Genomic DNA, 17,295 nt, shown 5'->3' on the forward strand with positions numbered 1-17,295 from the left:
TTAGCTGCTCTGGTTTGCATGGACTGATTAGGGGGGACTATTCTCCTTTTTTGTCCGTAATTGTTTTTGAACAGATAGCTTTCTCCATGATTTCGCCCTTAGAAGCAATTAAACCTAGCCAATGTGAACATTCGTCACGAGATAACACAATTGCAGCATGAATAACCGCTCTTTTATCCCAAGGGCCTAATGCATCAATATTGTCTTTGATTTCTTTTACCCAAGTTTTATCATTTGATCTTCTCGCAATCAAAGCTTGTTCTCTCACTCTTATTATTTTTGAATAATCTATTTTAATATCAGTCTTGTTGAATGAAAGGTTTTGGAATAGGGTGAAGATCCAAATGTTTAAAAAGGTATCATTTAAATACGATTTATCAAGAAGCTTTGCGAATTCGACTTCATATCTTTTAGCAGTTTTGTCATTGAGCACACGAGAGAAATATATTACAATTTCTCTTATGACTGGAAGCAAATTGTCAAAGTGCTCAAAAATCATTGGTATAATCCCTCTAACCTTATATCGACCCGCTTGCCTAAGAATATGTCTCATTAATCCTAGATCGACTTTTTCAAATGAAGTCGATTGGACAAAAAGTTCGCTGTAAGCTTCTGCTCTCAATTTAAATTTCTCTTCGCTACCGAGTTCTTCAAACTCTGTCTGTTTTTCTGGGAAAGGGTATTCAACTATTTCTATTTCATTGATTTTGCTGTGAAGTTTTTGCTTTTCAATTCTTTCTTCATTTTTCAAATGATTTGCAAGAAAATCCTTTGTAGTTATAATTCTTGTTTTGTCTGAAGAAAGAACTAACCTATGGTTTGAATGCAGATAAATAGTCAAATCATGAAGAAGTTTTTGAGCTTCAATTTTGTTAGAAAAAAAGATATTTATGTCATCAACATATCTAGTAAAATTCTCTGTATGCCTAATGATTTTATTGTCAATATCGGATAATATTGCTTCTGAAACAATGATGCTTGGAACTGGTCCAACAGGAATACCTTTAGAAATATTATTGTTAAGCCCTAATAAAAATCTCTCAAAATCACTATTGTTTGTCGATCCGGACTCTTCTAGAATATTACTTACTCTATGAAGATATATTTGGTTATAGAAGTCTACAAGGTCTGTCATAAGTACAAAGCCATCTTCAAATTTGTTAGCTAGTTCTTCAGCCTTTGAAAGAAAATGTTCAAACCCTTTATTATCTTTATCAAAAAAAGAGCCGTCGTTATCAGGATTTAGCCTGTAAGAGCAAGCAATGTAACGTTCTTTAGGAATTCTAACTTCCTCTATTTTAGAAGCATTTTCAAATGCCAAAGCAGTATAAATTAAACTGTCAATTGGGTCTAATTGATGTACCACTCTATATGCTCCATTTGGTTTTGGCGATGCAGATATAAATGGTGTTTTCGGTGCATATTTATCTACATCAATCGTCAACAGATACTTTAATACACTGTCCCAATCATGTTTAATGGCTTTAAATTCAAACAAAGTTGGGTAAAAGTCGCTATCATAAAATTTTATTAGGTGAATTAATGCCCACTCATACGATTCTCTTTTTATTGTAGCCATTCGTGTTTATTTGATTATCCGCCTACTTATAAAACATAAGATAAATATTTTATAGCATAATTGATTATAATTAATCAAAGTATATTGCCAAATTTTAGAAATTGGATATTTTGAGAGATTTGCAAATGGTCAATGTTAATGCTTAATATTCCACTTATCAGTAGCTGGATCATATTTCATCTTATCACGATAATAGTCTAATAATATCATAGCAGAATCAAGTTGCTTAGATTCGAAGCTTATCTGTCTTTTACTTTCCTTGAATTTAATGTTATAATATTTTGTTACTAGATTTAACTTAGTTTGTAGATTGCTAACCTTATTTTCAATGTTATTAATAGCTTTGTTCTTTGTCTCTAATTGTTGGTTTAAGCTATCGTTCTCTTTGGAAAGCATATTGTAAGTAACAACTTGTTCGTCTCTAACTAAGTAATTGTAAGTGGTAGTAGTAACTGAGTCGTTCTTTTTGATTTCCTTAATCTCCAAAATTTTCCTGACTAAAGAATCATTTTTTAGGTCGTTGATTTCGTTATTGAACTTGATGACTTTAGGGGCATAGAACTGAGAAATGATTAGAATTATTAGCAAGAGGATTATAAACGAAGTTAAAATTAAAAATAACTTGTTGAAACCCTTAAAAAAAGTTGTTAAGGAATCGATTTTATCTACATAAGAATCAATTTTTTTATTTGTGTCTTCTGCTGTTTCTTGCTTAAGCTCAATCAAACCTTCCCTAATGAAAGAAAGATTGTCAAAAACAGATTTATTTTTTTGATTCTCTTTCATTTTTTTCAAGTTTGATATGTAATTCTTTAACTTCAATCACTAACAGATTTTTGTCTGTTTCCAATTCTTTTTTTTCCAATATTAATAGCTGGCTTTTATCTCTTAAATCTTTTAACTCTGTAAAAGAACTTTTCTTCAAGTCTAATATTTCAATATTTTTTTTATAGTCATTATAATAAATCCCCGCCGTAAACCCCATTCCAAATAGTGATAGAATAGATATTATGGTGCCAACATTTGTGCCTAAATTCAGTATTAGTAAATTTAAACTCGTGGTAAATAAACTTCTAATGTTGGTTGTGCTCATTCTTTTCTATCATATAAGTGGAAATCTTTTTTTGATGACGGCTAAATATACCCTTTCTAGAGCAAGTCTTCGTGCCCATTGCCTTAAACATTGGCCTGACTTGTGTCTAAAAAATACTATCGATTAATTACTTCATCAAAAGCACAAGTCATCCAGCTTGTTAACCTAGACAATAAGATTTGTGCTAGTATGGGGAATTACAAATGTTGAATTTACAATCTTCAACTCTATTATTGCTAATACGGCGCTAGTCCTTTTGTTTTATGTAAATAAATTTTTTATCATTTGTTTAATCGTACCGTTCTCTAGTTTTAGTCCGAGCGGTTTTGAAATGTCATGTCCCTCGGTTAAATGTAAAGATGTATTGTATATTATTCCTAATAAGAAATATGTCTCGGGAATATGTATCCCAATATTTTGGGCAAAACGCAGCTTATTCTTGGTCCCATTTGTATTTATGAACTTAGTCTTATTTGCAGGGTCTGGAATTAAATCATAAACAAGTTTTTCTATTTGAACTCTAACTCCAAAACATATAGCTAATGGGTCAAATACATCCTTCTGAAACAAGTATCTTCGTACCTCTCTGAATACTTTTTGAAAGAATTTTTCAGGTTTAGCCCAATCTACATTAAGTTTAAGTGCATTGAACTCATGTTCCAAATTAATCGTATTGATTGCCGGATGATAGTGAAAGTAGTATGCATCTACTTGGACTTTGATACTTGAGTCGTCACGCTTATAGATAATTTTTAATATGTTTTGATTAGATTTTACATTTGGCTCTTTCAAATAACCTACCTTAATTTTTGTGTCATTAAAACAGAAATGGTTGAAGAATAATGGGTCAAGATGCGTTAATAAAATGGGGAATATCCTACGCTTCTGTCTTTTCATTTCATCTATGAATGTTGAAACATAATATTGAAATGTTATAAGATTTGCATCATCCATATAATCAAATATTTCATCTATTATAAGTATGCAATCGTTTTTCTTGAAATTCCTTCTTGATTTTAAAAGCAGGGCAATGAAAGTTAAAATATCTCTTTGGCCATTCGATATTTCATGTGCCTTTGGCCATCTTACAACAAGGCTGTTTCCTTCAACTTTTGGTTTAATGTCGAATCTATCCTTTACTGGGTTGAAGGATTCAATTGTTTTAGTAAAATCATCTTTTTCATCAAGATAATATAGATATTTAGAAGCTTTTTTGAAGTTGCCCCCCATTCTATCTTTAACCGAAAGTATTTGCCATGCTGTAAGATATGCGTTCACTTCATCCTTAACCTCAACGAAACCAAATGAAGTAATTATGTCTACTAACTTTCTAAACTCGTCCAAAGCTTGAAATGATGGTAAAATATTCGATTGAATCCATCCTTTAATAGAATTACCTGTTCCATTTTGTCTATTGATAGCAGGAAAAGCAGAATCGAAAGTTTGTCGATATGGTTTTAAGCTGAAGCGAGTAAAGTCAATTTCACTTTCAATTCTGAAGAAGAGATGTCCATAGTTAAATAGGTTTGAAATGTTATTCAACAATTTGCTACCATTTGCACCGAATGTTGATTTCATGGTAGAAGAATTATAATCAAAAGAAATTTTTGGAGGTATAGTTTGGATTAACGTAGTTGGCATTATATCAAGAGAAGTTTTTGCAAATGCTGAACGTCCGGGAATTTTCTGTACCACAGATTTTGGCTCAGTCTGATTATTTATAACAAACACATCAAAGTAATTCGAAATTGTATTTTGAGTATCGTCTGCAACAAGCGTTTGCCCTGTTGTCAAAGTGAGAGTTAATATAGGTCTATTGTTAGCATCTTTTAGATAATAGTTTTTGTCGTCTAATTCAATTTTGTTGCTTCTTAAAGAATCAAATCCGATAGCGAAGGAGCTTTTTCCAAACCCGTTCGGAGCAACTAATATGTTCGGTCTGTCAGGAACTAAGTCAAGGGTAAACAGCTTGTGTCCAATGCCTTTAATGTTCGTTATCTCTATTGTTTTTATGTTCATTCTTAATGCAGGGTGTTGTTTGTATAATGACGGCTAACTCCCGAATATACGGTACTAAAAAATCATAAAAACCTTCATTATTTGTACACTTTGGTATTTGTTAAACGTTTATAAGCGCTAACACTCAGATGATCTATTGTAAAGAGAAGATGAAGAGTTTAAAATTTATTTAGTTTATCTAAATTATTAGTTTAATCTTAATCCTCAATACGGGAAACCATAATTACACATAAGTAAGTATATCATCTTATTTACGTTATCACTTATCTCTTCATTATATTTCCTAATCCATTCCATTTTGTTAGTTTTGAGGGTAAATAATTGAAATAAATAAAAAGCAGAATGAATCATTGGTTAGTAAAATCAGAGCCTTTTAAATACAGTTGGGAAAAATTTAATCAGGATGGCCGTACCTTTTGGGATGGTGTGCGTAATTATCAGGCCAGAAATAACCTAAAAGCCATGCAAGAAGGAGATTTGGTGCTTTTTTATCATAGTAACGAAGGTAAAAATGTAGTGGGTATTGCAAAAGTAGTAAGGGAGTTTTACCAGGATCCAACTACTGATGATGCCAACTGGGTAGTGGTTGACTTATCGCCTGTAGAAAGCCTGAAAAATCCGGTTTCTTTAGAGCAGATCAAAGCTGAGCCGAGTTTGGTTGATATTTCATTGGTGCGCCAGGGTCGTTTATCTGTCATGCCATTAAAAGCAGAAGAATTTGATAAGATTTTGGAAATGGGGGCTTAGTCCGAAGTCTTGAGTCTGCAGTCTTTAGTCGATTACGAGTTCGAATTCAGTTAACCGATTTAAACAATTAACCTTTTAATCATTAATCAATGAAGTCGGTTCAAGCGAGAAATTGTCATCCTGAGGAGTAATTGTTTCATAAAATCAATATAAAAGACAAATCTTTTTGGCAAAATAGTAGGCTGCGTGAGATCGTCATTCCCAACTCGATTGGGAACCACGGAGTGCTCATGAATGCCTCTGAAAAAAGGAAAACTTATGAATAATCGTAATGCAAGCGCTTTAAGATTCCCGCATGCGCGGGAATGACGACCTGCTAATGGATTCTGTCTATGGTAGGGTTAATTAATTGTTTAAAATCAACCTTAGCGTCTGTATAATTCTTCCCCGATTCATCCGAGAGACCGGGAGCTATTTGTTCTAGCACTTCGACTCTGTGACCATTAACAGATTACAATAAAAAGAATCGTCATTGCGAGGAGGAACGACGAAGCAATCTTAATGCGGTCGCTACTAGCGATAGTTGTAAGATTGCTTCGTCGGCTGAAAAAGCATTCTCGCAATGACGATTCCGCTCAAAAATCACTACACTAAAAATCATCTGTCATTTGTATTGATTTTTAAGCCCTCACCGTGACAGAAATGTTAAATATTTAAAATATTATATTAAATTTAACTGTCTCTTAATACCTCAACATGAAAACCATCTATTTTACGCTCCTCTTTTTCCTCTCCATTACTTTAGTGAATGCTCAAAGCATAAAACCTTACATTGCCATTCTAAAAACCCAAAATGGAAAATACAAAGGGATTTTATACAAAGTAGATTCAGTAGATGCGATCCTAAATCATGATGGCGAATTTATTAAGGTTCCGATTAATGAAATTAAAACCGTGCAGATCAGAACGATTAAAAAGGGCTATGAAGGAATGAGTTTTATTAAAATTGGTGAAGATCGGGCAGAAGAATATAAAATGAATACAGCTGGTAAAATGGTTGATAAATGGGGCAAGGAAGAACCTACTTTTAAGGAAGACGCAGCGGCAACTGTATTCTCTGTGGTTTTTACCGCAATGGCAAATGCTGTTGCACTGCCTATCCATGCCATTAATCCGAATTTAGCACGTTTTAACTTTAATAAAATAGATAGAAATAAGTTAAACGAACTCAGTTATTATTCCATTTATTATCAGGCCAATCCCAATGTGCTGGCCGAGCTGAACCAGCTAAAAAGCATTTCATCTTCATTTAAACCTTAGGTGTTTGGCGTGTGGCGTTGGGCGTTTGGAGTGGATTAACCGGTTTAAACAAATGAAGATATATCTGTCTAGATAGATCTCTCTCCCGACTTAATGTCGGGACTGCGCTACAGTCGAGATGACGATCATTCTATTAGAATCTATACGATCAACCCAATGAACCAATGAACCAATGAACTAATGAACCGCACTATTTCTCTTGCTTAAGGTTATCCCCAACGTCATTACAATACTCGATCCCAGTACAACCAGGAACAGGAATGGCGTACCCACCTCAGGTATTTTTAAGGAAGCTGGCAGGTTGAAATAAAGCAAAATGCTAATTAAGCCGCGGGGTGCAATGTATAAAATCGGACTCAGGTTTTCTTTTTTGAATATTTTGAGAAATACCACTCTGATAATGTAAATCGATATTAAAATGAAAAAGCCGTTGGCCAGTACAATTTTGTTGTTCAGGTCGCCAATATTCATGGTAAAGCCAAAAATAACGAAGAAAAAAGTACGCAGAATAAAAGCACTTTCGGCCGATAACTGATAGAGCTGGGATAAATCGGCTGTTAAATTTTTGTATAAAAAGACACTTCTAAACCAGGCATTCTCAATCGTATCGGCATTATTCAGAAACAGGCCTGTGCTCAAAATCAACACCAGAGAGGATAAGTGGTAAGACTGACCAATGGCATAAACCAGTATCAGTATGGCTATAATTAAGAAGAATTTAATGTGGTGTACCAATCGGCCCATTACATACAATAACACCACACAGGCAATGGCCGATAGTAAAAGGATGAGGAAGGTACTTAAACCTAAGCCAATAAAAGCAGACGTATTGATCGAATGGTTGGTAATGGCAAAATTGAAGATGATAATGCCTAAAATATCAGAGAAAGAAGATTCATAAATTACAAATTCTTTATCGGTATTGTTTAATGCCGCTGCGGAAGGGATGGCAATAGCTGAGCTGATTACGCTAAAGGGAATGGCATTTGCAATACAGGTATATAAATCGTGGTGAGTAATCTGGTAGATAATACTGGTTATTACCACAATAGTTCCCATTAAAATGCTTAGGGCAGAGAAAAAAGCACTGCGTATAACCTTGTTTTTATGCCGGTCGTATTTAAGCTCGAGAGAACCCTCAAAAACAATTAAAATTAAGCCTACGGTACCCAATGTTGGTAGAATGGAGAGGAAATTGAAGGTTTGTATCTTAAGGTTATCGACCAGCAAACGTAAACCAATACCTAGAAGGAGCAGCAATAAAACCGATGGTACTTTGGTTTTACTTGCCACTAAATCAAACAGATAAGAGAAAATAACTAATCCGCTTAAAATAATAAGGATGGTATAAGTTGTCATATTTTTCAGCGTAGGGTAAACCGCTAAAATAAAACAATCATGCTAAGCAAAAAGAAATTTAATGTAAAAATTATGCTTTAAAGAAAAGAGCCTTTAGCTCGCTGGCATCATCAGGGTTCATTTTTCCACCTAAAACCAAACGCAATTGCCTGCGGCGTAAAGCCCCGTCAAATAAGTCAATTTCTTCGGGTGTTTCTGGTATTAGTTCTGGCACAGGGATGGTACGGGCACTCTGATCTACCGCAACAAAGGTATAATAAGCCTCATTACTTTTTTGGCGTGCACCACTTGGAATATTCTCTGCCCAAACATCTAATCGAACTTCTACTGAAGTATTAAAAGCTCTCGTCACTTTGGCCTCAATGGTAATTACATCACCTAATTTAATGGGTTGCTTAAAAGAAACGTTATCAACCGAAGCAGTTACCACAATACGGTTACAGTGTTTTTGAGCCGAAATTGCCGCTGCAATATCCATCCAATGGAGCAAACGCCCACCCATTAGGTTGTTTAAGGTGTTGGTATCGTTTGGTAATACCAATTCGTTCATGATGGTAAAACTTTCTCTGGCAAATTTCTTTTTTAGACTCATTTGATGGCAAAAGTAAGTAAAATGTGGGTAAAATGGTATTGCAAATAGATTCTGGCGGATTTGGAAGTTGTTTCTGCGGTGATCTGCGTAATTAGCAGGAAACATAGGCAAGGTTGTTCCCGCAGATCAAATGGATTTTCGCAGATTTATTATTTTGTTTTTCTGCGAAATCAGCGGGAAAGATCCTCTTTTTTGCGCATACCTGAGCATTATGTTTGCCACGGAAGCACGAAAAACACGGAAAAACTTTAATCTCCTCTGTGATTTCTGTGTTTCGGCGGCTAATTAATTTTTGAATAGGCGTTATGTTTTAAAAGCGGTTCCTTAGATTCTGGCGGATTTGGAAGTTGTTTCTACGATGATATGCGTAATTAGCAGGAAAAGCACGCATAAAATTGTTCCCGCAGATTCAAGAGATTTTCGCAGATTTATTATTTTGTTTTTCTGCGGTGATCTGCGCAATTAGCGGGAAGACATAGGCAAGGTGGTTCCTGCAGATCAAATGGATTTTCGTAGATTTAAGTTGTTTTTCTGCGGGCATCAGCGAAATCAGCGGGAAAAGCTTGTGTAGGGGTGTTCCTGTAAAACCAAAAAACAATTCGTAAAAAATCATGTTATCCATACAAAAAATCGAATTTAATGCAAAACCAGACCCTGATCCAATTTTTCCATTGGTATTATAACGAAGAACAAAATTTGTGGACTAAAGTAGCTGCCGAAGCGAGTCATTTAAAAGAAATTGGCATAACCGCTGTTTGGTTGCCTCCAGCCTATAAATCAAACAATGCGGCTTACGATGTTGGGTATGCGGTTTACGATCTGTTCGATTTGGGCGAGTTCGATCAGAAAGGAAGTGTGAATACCAAACATGGCTCCAAAGATGAATATATCAAAGCTATTGAAGCCCTGCACCATAATGGAATTGGCGCTTTGGCCGATGCGGTTTTTAACCACAAAGCCGGGGGCGACGAACTCGAAAAAATAGCCGTTAGAACTGTAAATCCGGAAGATAGAAACGAATTTACCAGCGATGTTTTCGAAATAGAGGCCTGGACGAAGTTTACTTTTCCTGGCCGACAGGGCAAATATTCTGAATTTATATGGAATCATGAGTGTTTTAGTGGGGTAGACTGGGCCGAAGACCTCCAAAAAACGGCTATTTATTCGATCCAGAATTATTTAGGAGAAGGTTTTGAAGAGGTCCCTTCTACCGAATTGGGCAATTATGATTATCTGATGTTTAACGATATCGATTACCGCAACAGGGCTGTAGTTGAAGAGTTAAAGTACTGGGGCGAATGGATAGTGGAAACCACCAAAGTAGATGGTTTTCGGTTAGATGCAGTTAAACATATCAATCCGGATTTTATTGTAGAGTGGATCGATCACCTGAACCAAAAATTTAACCGCGAATTTTTTATTGTGGCCGAAGATTGGAATGTGGTGGATAGGGAAGGACAATTAAAATATATTGAGATTACAGGTGGGCGGACCCAAATATTTGATTCGCTTTTGCACCATAATTTTTTCCTGGCGAGTAAGGACGAGGAATTTGATATGCGGACGATTTTTGATGGAACCCTGGTTCAGGTAAAGCCAGATCTGGCCGTAACATTTGTTGATAATCATGATTCGCAACCTTTGCAGGCACTGGAATCTTACGTCGATTTTTGGTTCAGACCTTTGGCTTATGCTATCATTCTGTTGCGTGTACAGGGTATTCCGTGTTTGTTCTTTCCTGATCTGTATGGAGGGATTTATGATGATAAAGACAAAGAAGGTGATGAGGTACATGTGGAGCTGGTCGCAATTCCTGCAGTAGAAACCATGAGTAAAATTCGTACGGCCTTAGCCTACGGTGAGCAACGCGATTATTTTGACCACGGCATTTGCGTAGGATGGACCCGTGCTGGTGATGAGGAACATGAAAATAGTGGCTTGGCAGTATTGTTAAGCACGGGAGAAGAAGGGTATAAAGAAATGGAAATCGGTAAACACTTTGCCGGAAAAACCTTTGTTGATGCTTTAGGTTACAGACAACAAGAAGTAACCATTGATGAAAATGGTTGGGCGGAGTTTCATTGCAATGCGGGAAGTGTATCGGTGTGGGTATTGAAAGGGGGGTAGGGCTCAATAAATCGTCATTGCGAGGCACGAAGCAATCTTAATGCACTCGCTGGTAGCGATCGTTGTAAGATTGCGTCGTCGGCTGAAAAAGCCTTCTCGCAATGACGATTTTTTATTACCTACAAAAAGTTATCCTCAGCCCTGTAAGCAGAAATAACAGCCAATTCGCCTTCTTTTCCACCTTTCGAATTGCCATGCTCCATGCCCATCACACCTTTATAACCTTTTTTATGCAGGTGTTTAAATAGATTTTTATAATTGATTTCGCCGGTTGTAGGTTCTTTTCGGCCCGGATTATCACCAATCTGGATGTAGGCAATTTCATCCCAGCAACGGTCGATGGTTTTAATTAAGTCGCCTTCTGTACGTTGCATGTGATAAATATCGTAAAGGATTTTACACGAAGGACTTTTAACGGCTTTACAAACCGCATAGGTTTCATTTGTTTTTTGCAGGAAAAGCTCTGGGGTATCGCTCAAGGTTTCTAAAACCATAATCAAACCGTGGGGTTCGAAAATTTCTGCTCCGGCACGCATGGCATCAATTACGTTAGCAAATTGATTGCCATAAGGCAGGTTGCGTTCATAAAACCCAGGTACAACGGTAAGCCATTTTGCATTACAACGTTTTGCGGCTTCAACCGATTTTTTGCAGGTTTCTACAAATTTGTCTTTAAATTCCTTTTTGCCAGTGGTTAAAGAGGTTTTCCAGTTATCGCCTCCATCTACCACAAAAACGCCCATGCGCATACCCAGTTTCGCCAGGAGGTTTCCAATTTTTTCCTGTTCTTCTACTGAACGGTTTAGGTAGCCGTTATCTTCGATAGAACGGAAACCTTTATCGTACATAAATTGGATCTGATCTAAAAAACTCTTGCCCGCATGATTTTCGAACATGCCCTGGTGTGGGGCATAATCCATGTTAAAAACCTTATCACTTAACGTATTTTGCTTTTCAGCTGCAAAGGTGTTGGTAATTCCGGCTCCTGTAGTTATTGCACCAGCAGTTAATAAGCTGTTTCTTATAAATTCACTTCTTTTCATCGGTTTGGTTTTAAACGGATAGATATTAATGTGTAATTAATTTTTTGAACCCTGTAGTTAAGGTATCAGCCACTTTGCCATCTTTTTGATGGTACACAAAATAAGCTTCGAGGTTTTTTCTGCTTTCTACAAAGGCGATGGCATCTTTAAGGTGCATGGCCATTAAGGCATTATCGTAGCCATCGGCTGTAATGGCATCATTAGCGTACACTGTTACGCTGATCATTTCATTATCTAGCGGATAACCTGTTTTGGGATCGATCAGGTGTGAAATCTTTTTCTTTCCGCTCTGGTGAAATTTACGGTAATTACCAGAGGTGGTGATTGCTCCTGAATTTATCGCAGCGATATGCCTGATCACAGGCGTTCCATCCTTATCCGGGCCTTCAATACCGATTTTCATGGTTTCGCCATTGGGTTTAGGTCCTGAAATCCGAATTTCGCCCCCTAGTTCGGCCACATACTGTTTAATTCCTTTTTTTTCGAGATAAGCGGCAATTAAATCAACACTATAACCCTGGGCAATTCCGTTTAAATCGATCTGCACACAGGGCTTTAGTTTGCTTAATAAACCATTCTTTAATTTTAGGTTTTTCATGCCTACGCAGGCGAGTATCGATTTAATGACTGCTGGATCGGGCTCGTTTTTAGCTTCTTTTGGCCCAAAACCCCAGGCTTGTACCAATGGAGCAACCGTAATATCGAAAACACCTTTTGTATCCCGATTGATCTCAAAACTCCTTTTGAGCACATCATTTATAAAACGGTCGGTTTTGATTTCTTTTTTAGCAGCATTAAATTGATTTATCAATGATCCCTTTTTGTAAAGCGACATCGATAAATCAATTTCGTTTAATAAACTATCTATACCTGCCTTAGTGGCTAAACTATCAGTGGCATAGTACATTATAGCATAATCGGTTCCCTGCGCATAACCATTGATTTTGTATTGCCTCACTTCTTTTTTCAAGGAGAAAGCAAAAATCAGTGGTAAAAGGAAAAGCAAAAACCTATAACGCATCAGTTTAGTTTTAAATCACCTTTGCTTGTCCAGGCATGGCGATAGGGTATAATCCTTTTTCATCAGGCATTAACCTTGGGTTCGCATCCCATGCAAAACGCTCTGGCATTAAACTGATGTTCGAAGCTAAAGCCTCATCCCATTTAATGGTTTGACCAGAGTAAGTAGCATAACGGCCGATAATTGCAGAGAATGTGCTGGTTGCAGCATAGTCTACATTACTGAATTTATATTCTCCCTTAGAAACCGCATCGAACAGTTCGTCGTGTTCTGTTTGGTAAGGATTTGCGTTTCCTTTGGTATTGTGGTTATATAGCTCTTTGCCACTGTAATCTTTCATAATGGCCTGATTGCTGCCTGAAAGATAAATCTTGCCTTTGGTACCTTGAAAAGATTCATCCACACGATTACTGATACCCTCGAAATGTCGGCACTGGCTATTAATTACCGCACCATCTGCATATGTTAATTCGATGGAGTGGTTATCGTAAATCTCTCCGTAATCTTTTCCTGTTCTCCAGGCACGGCTACCTGTTCCCTGTACCGAAACTGGATGTCCGTTTTTTATCCAGTTGGCAATATCGATATTATGTACATGTTGCTCAACGATATGATCGCCGCATAACCAGTTGAAATAATACCAGTTTCTCATTTGGTATTCCATTTCGGTTTGGTTTGCTTTACGCGGACGTACCCAAACGCCACCACTGTTCCAGTATACCTGGCCCGACATGATATCGCCAATGGCACCATCGTTAATGCGTTTCATCGACTCACGATAGTTGGTCTGGTAACGGCGCTGTAAACCTACTACAACATTTAATTTTTTCTTTTTGGCTTCTTCGGCTGCGGCCAATACCTTTCTAATGCCCGGTGCATCTACAGCAACAGGTTTTTCCATGAAAACTTGTTTGTTCTGTTTAACCGCTTCTTCGAAATGGATGGGGCGGAAGCCTGGAGGAGTTGTTAATAACACTACATCTGCTAATGGGATGGCTTTTAAATAAGCATCGAAACCTACAAACTGGCGTTCTTTTGGAACATCCATCTTTGCTCCAAATTTCGAACTTAACGATTGGTAACTGCTGTCCAGGCGATCCTGAAAAGCATCGGCCATAGCCACTAGCTTAATATTGAATTTAGTGCTCAAGGCCTGGAAAGCGGCTCCTGTTCCACGGTCGCCACAGCCAATTAAGGCGATTTTAATCGTATCTGATCCTGAAGCATAAGCGCCGGCCAATGGGATACTGCTTAACATTGCGCCACCTGCGAGCATTGCTGTCGCTTTTAAAAAATCGCGACGATCTTGTTGGTTGATTGGTTTTTTCATGTGTTTAGTTTTTATTTTGGTTAGATAGTGTCGGTTAAAAGTCTTTTATAGGTTGTTTATTATAATAAGCATCAATTTCGGCTTTTGATGGCGTTTTAGCTGGTCGTACTAAACGCATGCCTACAAATGGCGCTTCGGGGAACCACCAATTGCTTTTCGGAATCTGTGGATCTAATTGTTTCCATGATGGATCAGACGCTAACCTAACTGTTGATGTCAGGTTGTTCGGTATTTCATCATAAGAGCCACCGCGAACTACATTTGGGTAGAGTTTTTCGGGTACTGCCACAGGGTTTTCTGCAGTTTTATCCTTGCTTTGACTATAGAAATCAGCGATATATTGGTCGTAAGTCCATTCGCTAACGTTTCCGTACATATCAAATAATCCCCATGCATTTGGTTTTTTTTGCCCTACCTGATGAGTTTTATTGTCGCTATTGTCTTTATACCAGGCATAATCTCCTAATTTGGTTGCATCATTGCCGAAAGAATAATTGGTTTCTGTACCTGCTTTACAGGCATATTCCCATTCGGCTTCTGTTGGTAAACGGTAGAAAATACCTGTACGCACATAAAGCCATTTGCAAAACTGGATGGCATTATATTGTGTCATTGCTACCGCTGGCTGATGCTCTTTACCCATGCCAAAAGTCATATCGAGATAAGGTTTTGTGGGTCTGGTTACCGCATCCACCTCGGCTGGAATAGCACTTATGCTGGCTTGTTTTTCGTAATCGCGATAAAGAAAGGGTTCGAAAATATCCCAGGTTACTTCATGTTTTCCAATCCAGAAAGCATCGAGTTTAACCTCGTGAACGGGTTGTTCATCAGGTTTCCCTGTTTTACTTCCCATCTTAAATTTGCCTGCTGGTATAGCCTGCATGTCGAATTTTAATTTTGTTCCATTAATGGATTGTGTGTACGAGTCACTAGAAGTTTGTGCTGAAATCTGCGCACAAGGATAGGAGATTAATGCTGCGGCAATTAACTTTTTAAACATAATTTTTGGTTAGACACACTTATTTTCTAGGTGTTTATCTGGTTACTTTCTGAAATGCTAAAGTAAATAACCACATTTAAAACAAAGAAAACTTATGTAACAATAAAGGTAAGAAATGTAACATTAAAAGTCAAATTGACAATTAAAGCTATCGTCATCCTGAACTTGTTTCAGGATCTAATTGGCGAAGATCTTTTAAATCGATATCACTTGTAATTATTTGACTAATAACCTGAGTTCGATTAATGTTTAAAAATTAATGTACTTCATTAGGACGAATTGGCTAGCCGTTCGTCATGCTGAATTTATTTTATTAGCAGTTTTTATTGTTTTAAAGGCCTAATAGCTACTTCGTGGTCAGCATCTTTCCTGTTAAACCGTCTTGCTATAAAGACCCTGAAACAAGTTCAGGGTGACGACCGTTCATGTAAGGCGCCAAATAACCCAAATTAAAGCACATTATTAATCGAACTCAGGTTAATAGTATTATAGGTGAAAGGTTTTTTTGCACATAAGGAATATAAGGTCATTTAAGCTTATATTTCTTATATCGTTTGTTTTGCATTTTGATGCATCATCATTGCAAGCTGAGTTACCTCCTATCGGTAACTTTATTACTCAGGTTGGTATAACCAATCAATGTATCCCAGCGCGCACCGGGGCGGCGATAATAAACAAAGATCTGATAGCTGTTTTCGGTCTGGAAGAATGCACCTTCGAAAGGTTTGCTTTCCATTACCTTGGTGTCTTTATTAAACCAGGCAAACTCATAATCATATAGGCCCTGTTTAAGTATAACATTACCGTAAAACTGTTTCCTGTTGGCATCATATAACAGTTTATTTTCATTGCTCATGGTGTAATTATTAAACCGGCCAACAACATAAGCATCGCCATTTGGGCTGGGTGCCGGAGCATTTAATGTAAATAAAACACTCATGTATTCTGCTTCTGTTTTATCGTCACGTCCGTCGGTATTGCGGATAAAAAAGTTTCCGTTTTCATCGTACTGATTGGCAAATGCACCAACAGTTCTGGGGGCATCCTGAAAAAGCATCACGTTTACGGATTGATTATCGCGATAAATATCTTTAACATTATCAGCCTTGTAACGCAAACTCCTTGTATCAAATTTTCTAAATTCGTTGTCTCCCCAAAAATCATTCGTATTGAGATCGTTATAAACCAATTGGTTTGGTCTTACAAAAGATGGTTTCGTGTTAACCTGGATCGTATTGGCATTGAAGTTTTGCATCACTACTGCTTTTATATCCTGGTAGGGGTTCGGGATGGGAAAAGCATGGTTAATGGTGAAATTGATTTTTTGCTTGTAGTTTCTGTTTTCAACCTGCATGGAATTGTTTACTTCTGCCGCTACGGCAACCTGACTATCGAGGATGTAGAAGCGTTGCGAAATAACAGGTTGGTTTTTATCGCCATCTAAATAAACTTTTAACACATAATTACCCCCAATTTTCGGCTGTATTTGGGTATTGGGTAAACTGATTTCGTAATGGGTATATTTTCTTGTGGTGTTGGAAGAATAGCGATAATTGATGATGCGATCGTCGTTAAAACTTCCTAGATAATCGATGCTCGAAATTTTCGAAGTCTCCCATTCTGCGGTACAATGCTCAATGGTATACCAGTAGTTTTTGGTGCCTGCAAGTAAATCGTCGAACGAAAAAGTTATCGTTTCTGAAGAATTGAGCATAATTACAGGTAGGCTCTGCTCTTTATTGCTGTTATAGCAAAGTACAGTTTTAATATTTGGAAGATAAATTTTATTTCCGTTGGTAAACGTTTTGTCGTTTTGCGCGAAGGCCAGGGTAGAAATGAAAAATAAAATCGGAATTAATATTTTCTGCATGGCTAAAAGTAAAGTTTTATTGGGAAGTGGCAAAATGGATATACTGTTATGCTTATTCGTGGTGTCAGATATTTTTATCTGACACTAAATGATAACTGAATAAACAATTTATTTAATGCTAATCTGTCCATCAGTCAGATGGTAACATCTGACTGCACATTAGATGGTTGCCACGGAAACACGGATGGACACGGAAGATTCCAGTGCCTCGTCAAGCTCAACATCGGAGGCTCTATTAGCACGATCGTCATTCCC

At 37.2% G+C, this 17,295-nt stretch carries 14 protein-coding genes; 3 read left to right on the forward strand and 11 right to left on the reverse strand.

Going from position 1 to position 17,295, the window contains the following annotated elements; translation table 11 throughout:
* Positions 1 to 37: 37 nt before the first annotated feature.
* The 4 genes from AC1DNH_RS17910 to AC1DNH_RS17925 form a co-directional block, all read right to left on the reverse strand.
* A complete protein-coding gene (locus tag AC1DNH_RS17910; protein ID WP_477625542.1) occupies positions 38 to 1,579 on the reverse strand; it encodes an RNA-directed DNA polymerase in 1,542 nt (513 codons plus the stop codon).
* 135 nt (positions 1,580 to 1,714) lie between these two features.
* Positions 1,715 to 2,365, reverse strand: a complete 651-nt coding sequence (locus AC1DNH_RS17915) for a hypothetical protein (protein WP_477625543.1) — start codon at positions 2,363 to 2,365, stop codon at positions 1,715 to 1,717.
* A complete protein-coding gene (locus tag AC1DNH_RS17920) occupies positions 2,343 to 2,672 on the reverse strand; it encodes a hypothetical protein (protein ID WP_477625544.1) in 330 nt (109 codons plus the stop codon). Before AC1DNH_RS17920 ends, AC1DNH_RS17915 begins: the two co-directional genes overlap by 23 nt.
* Before the next feature lie 261 nt (positions 2,673 to 2,933).
* Positions 2,934 to 4,691 (reverse strand): hypothetical protein, encoded by a 1,758-nt coding sequence (locus AC1DNH_RS17925; protein ID WP_477584952.1) that lies wholly within the window; start codon positions 4,689 to 4,691, stop codon positions 2,934 to 2,936.
* A gap of 342 nt (positions 4,692 to 5,033) precedes the next feature.
* On the opposite strand from AC1DNH_RS17925, the gene AC1DNH_RS17930 reads away from it, so the two are divergent.
* Together AC1DNH_RS17930 and AC1DNH_RS17935 are read left to right on the forward strand one after the other, a co-directional pair.
* On the forward strand, positions 5,034 to 5,438 hold the full coding sequence (locus AC1DNH_RS17930; RefSeq protein WP_029275089.1) for an EVE domain-containing protein: 405 nt from the start codon (positions 5,034 to 5,036) through the stop codon (positions 5,436 to 5,438).
* A 696-nt stretch (positions 5,439 to 6,134) separates the two neighbouring features.
* Positions 6,135 to 6,698: a hypothetical protein gene (locus tag AC1DNH_RS17935; protein ID WP_477610245.1), complete on the forward strand. Its 564-nt coding sequence runs from the start codon at positions 6,135 to 6,137 to the stop codon at positions 6,696 to 6,698.
* Positions 6,699 to 6,875: 177 nt separating this feature from the next.
* Here the strand turns inward: AC1DNH_RS17935 and AC1DNH_RS17940 are convergent, their stop codons facing one another.
* Together AC1DNH_RS17940 and AC1DNH_RS17945 are read right to left on the reverse strand one after the other, a co-directional pair.
* Positions 6,876 to 8,057, reverse strand: coding sequence for a cation:proton antiporter (locus AC1DNH_RS17940; RefSeq protein ID WP_477582042.1), 1,182 nt, complete (start codon positions 8,055 to 8,057; stop codon positions 6,876 to 6,878).
* A 70-nt stretch (positions 8,058 to 8,127) separates the two neighbouring features.
* Positions 8,128 to 8,649 (reverse strand): acyl-CoA thioesterase, encoded by a 522-nt coding sequence (locus AC1DNH_RS17945; protein ID WP_029275086.1) that lies wholly within the window; start codon positions 8,647 to 8,649, stop codon positions 8,128 to 8,130.
* A 639-nt stretch (positions 8,650 to 9,288) separates the two neighbouring features.
* Between AC1DNH_RS17945 and AC1DNH_RS17950 the strand changes: the two genes are divergently transcribed.
* Positions 9,289 to 10,776, forward strand: coding sequence for an alpha-amylase (locus AC1DNH_RS17950; protein ID WP_477582040.1), 1,488 nt, complete (start codon positions 9,289 to 9,291; stop codon positions 10,774 to 10,776).
* 119 nt (positions 10,777 to 10,895) lie between these two features.
* Here the strand turns inward: AC1DNH_RS17950 and AC1DNH_RS17955 are convergent, their stop codons facing one another.
* The 5 genes from AC1DNH_RS17955 to AC1DNH_RS17975 form a co-directional block, all read right to left on the reverse strand.
* The gene (locus AC1DNH_RS17955; protein WP_477582039.1) at positions 10,896 to 11,819 is read right to left on the reverse strand and encodes a hydroxypyruvate isomerase family protein; all 924 of its coding nucleotides are present in this window, start codon (positions 11,817 to 11,819) and stop codon (positions 10,896 to 10,898) included.
* A gap of 25 nt (positions 11,820 to 11,844) precedes the next feature.
* On the reverse strand, positions 11,845 to 12,840 hold the full coding sequence (locus tag AC1DNH_RS17960; protein WP_477582038.1) for an FAD:protein FMN transferase: 996 nt from the start codon (positions 12,838 to 12,840) through the stop codon (positions 11,845 to 11,847).
* Positions 12,841 to 12,850: 10 nt separating this feature from the next.
* Positions 12,851 to 14,170, reverse strand: a complete 1,320-nt coding sequence (locus tag AC1DNH_RS17965; protein WP_477582037.1) for a Gfo/Idh/MocA family oxidoreductase — start codon at positions 14,168 to 14,170, stop codon at positions 12,851 to 12,853.
* 34 nt (positions 14,171 to 14,204) lie between these two features.
* Complete coding sequence (locus tag AC1DNH_RS17970; protein WP_477582036.1) at positions 14,205 to 15,170, reverse strand: formylglycine-generating enzyme family protein; 966 nt, start codon at positions 15,168 to 15,170, stop codon at positions 14,205 to 14,207.
* Between the two features lie 592 nt (positions 15,171 to 15,762).
* A complete protein-coding gene (locus tag AC1DNH_RS17975) occupies positions 15,763 to 17,040 on the reverse strand; it encodes a type IX secretion system plug protein (protein ID WP_477582034.1) in 1,278 nt (425 codons plus the stop codon).
* Positions 17,041 to 17,295: the final 255 nt, after the last annotated feature.

It is taken from the genome of Pedobacter sp. 01N310 (assembly GCF_056399805.1).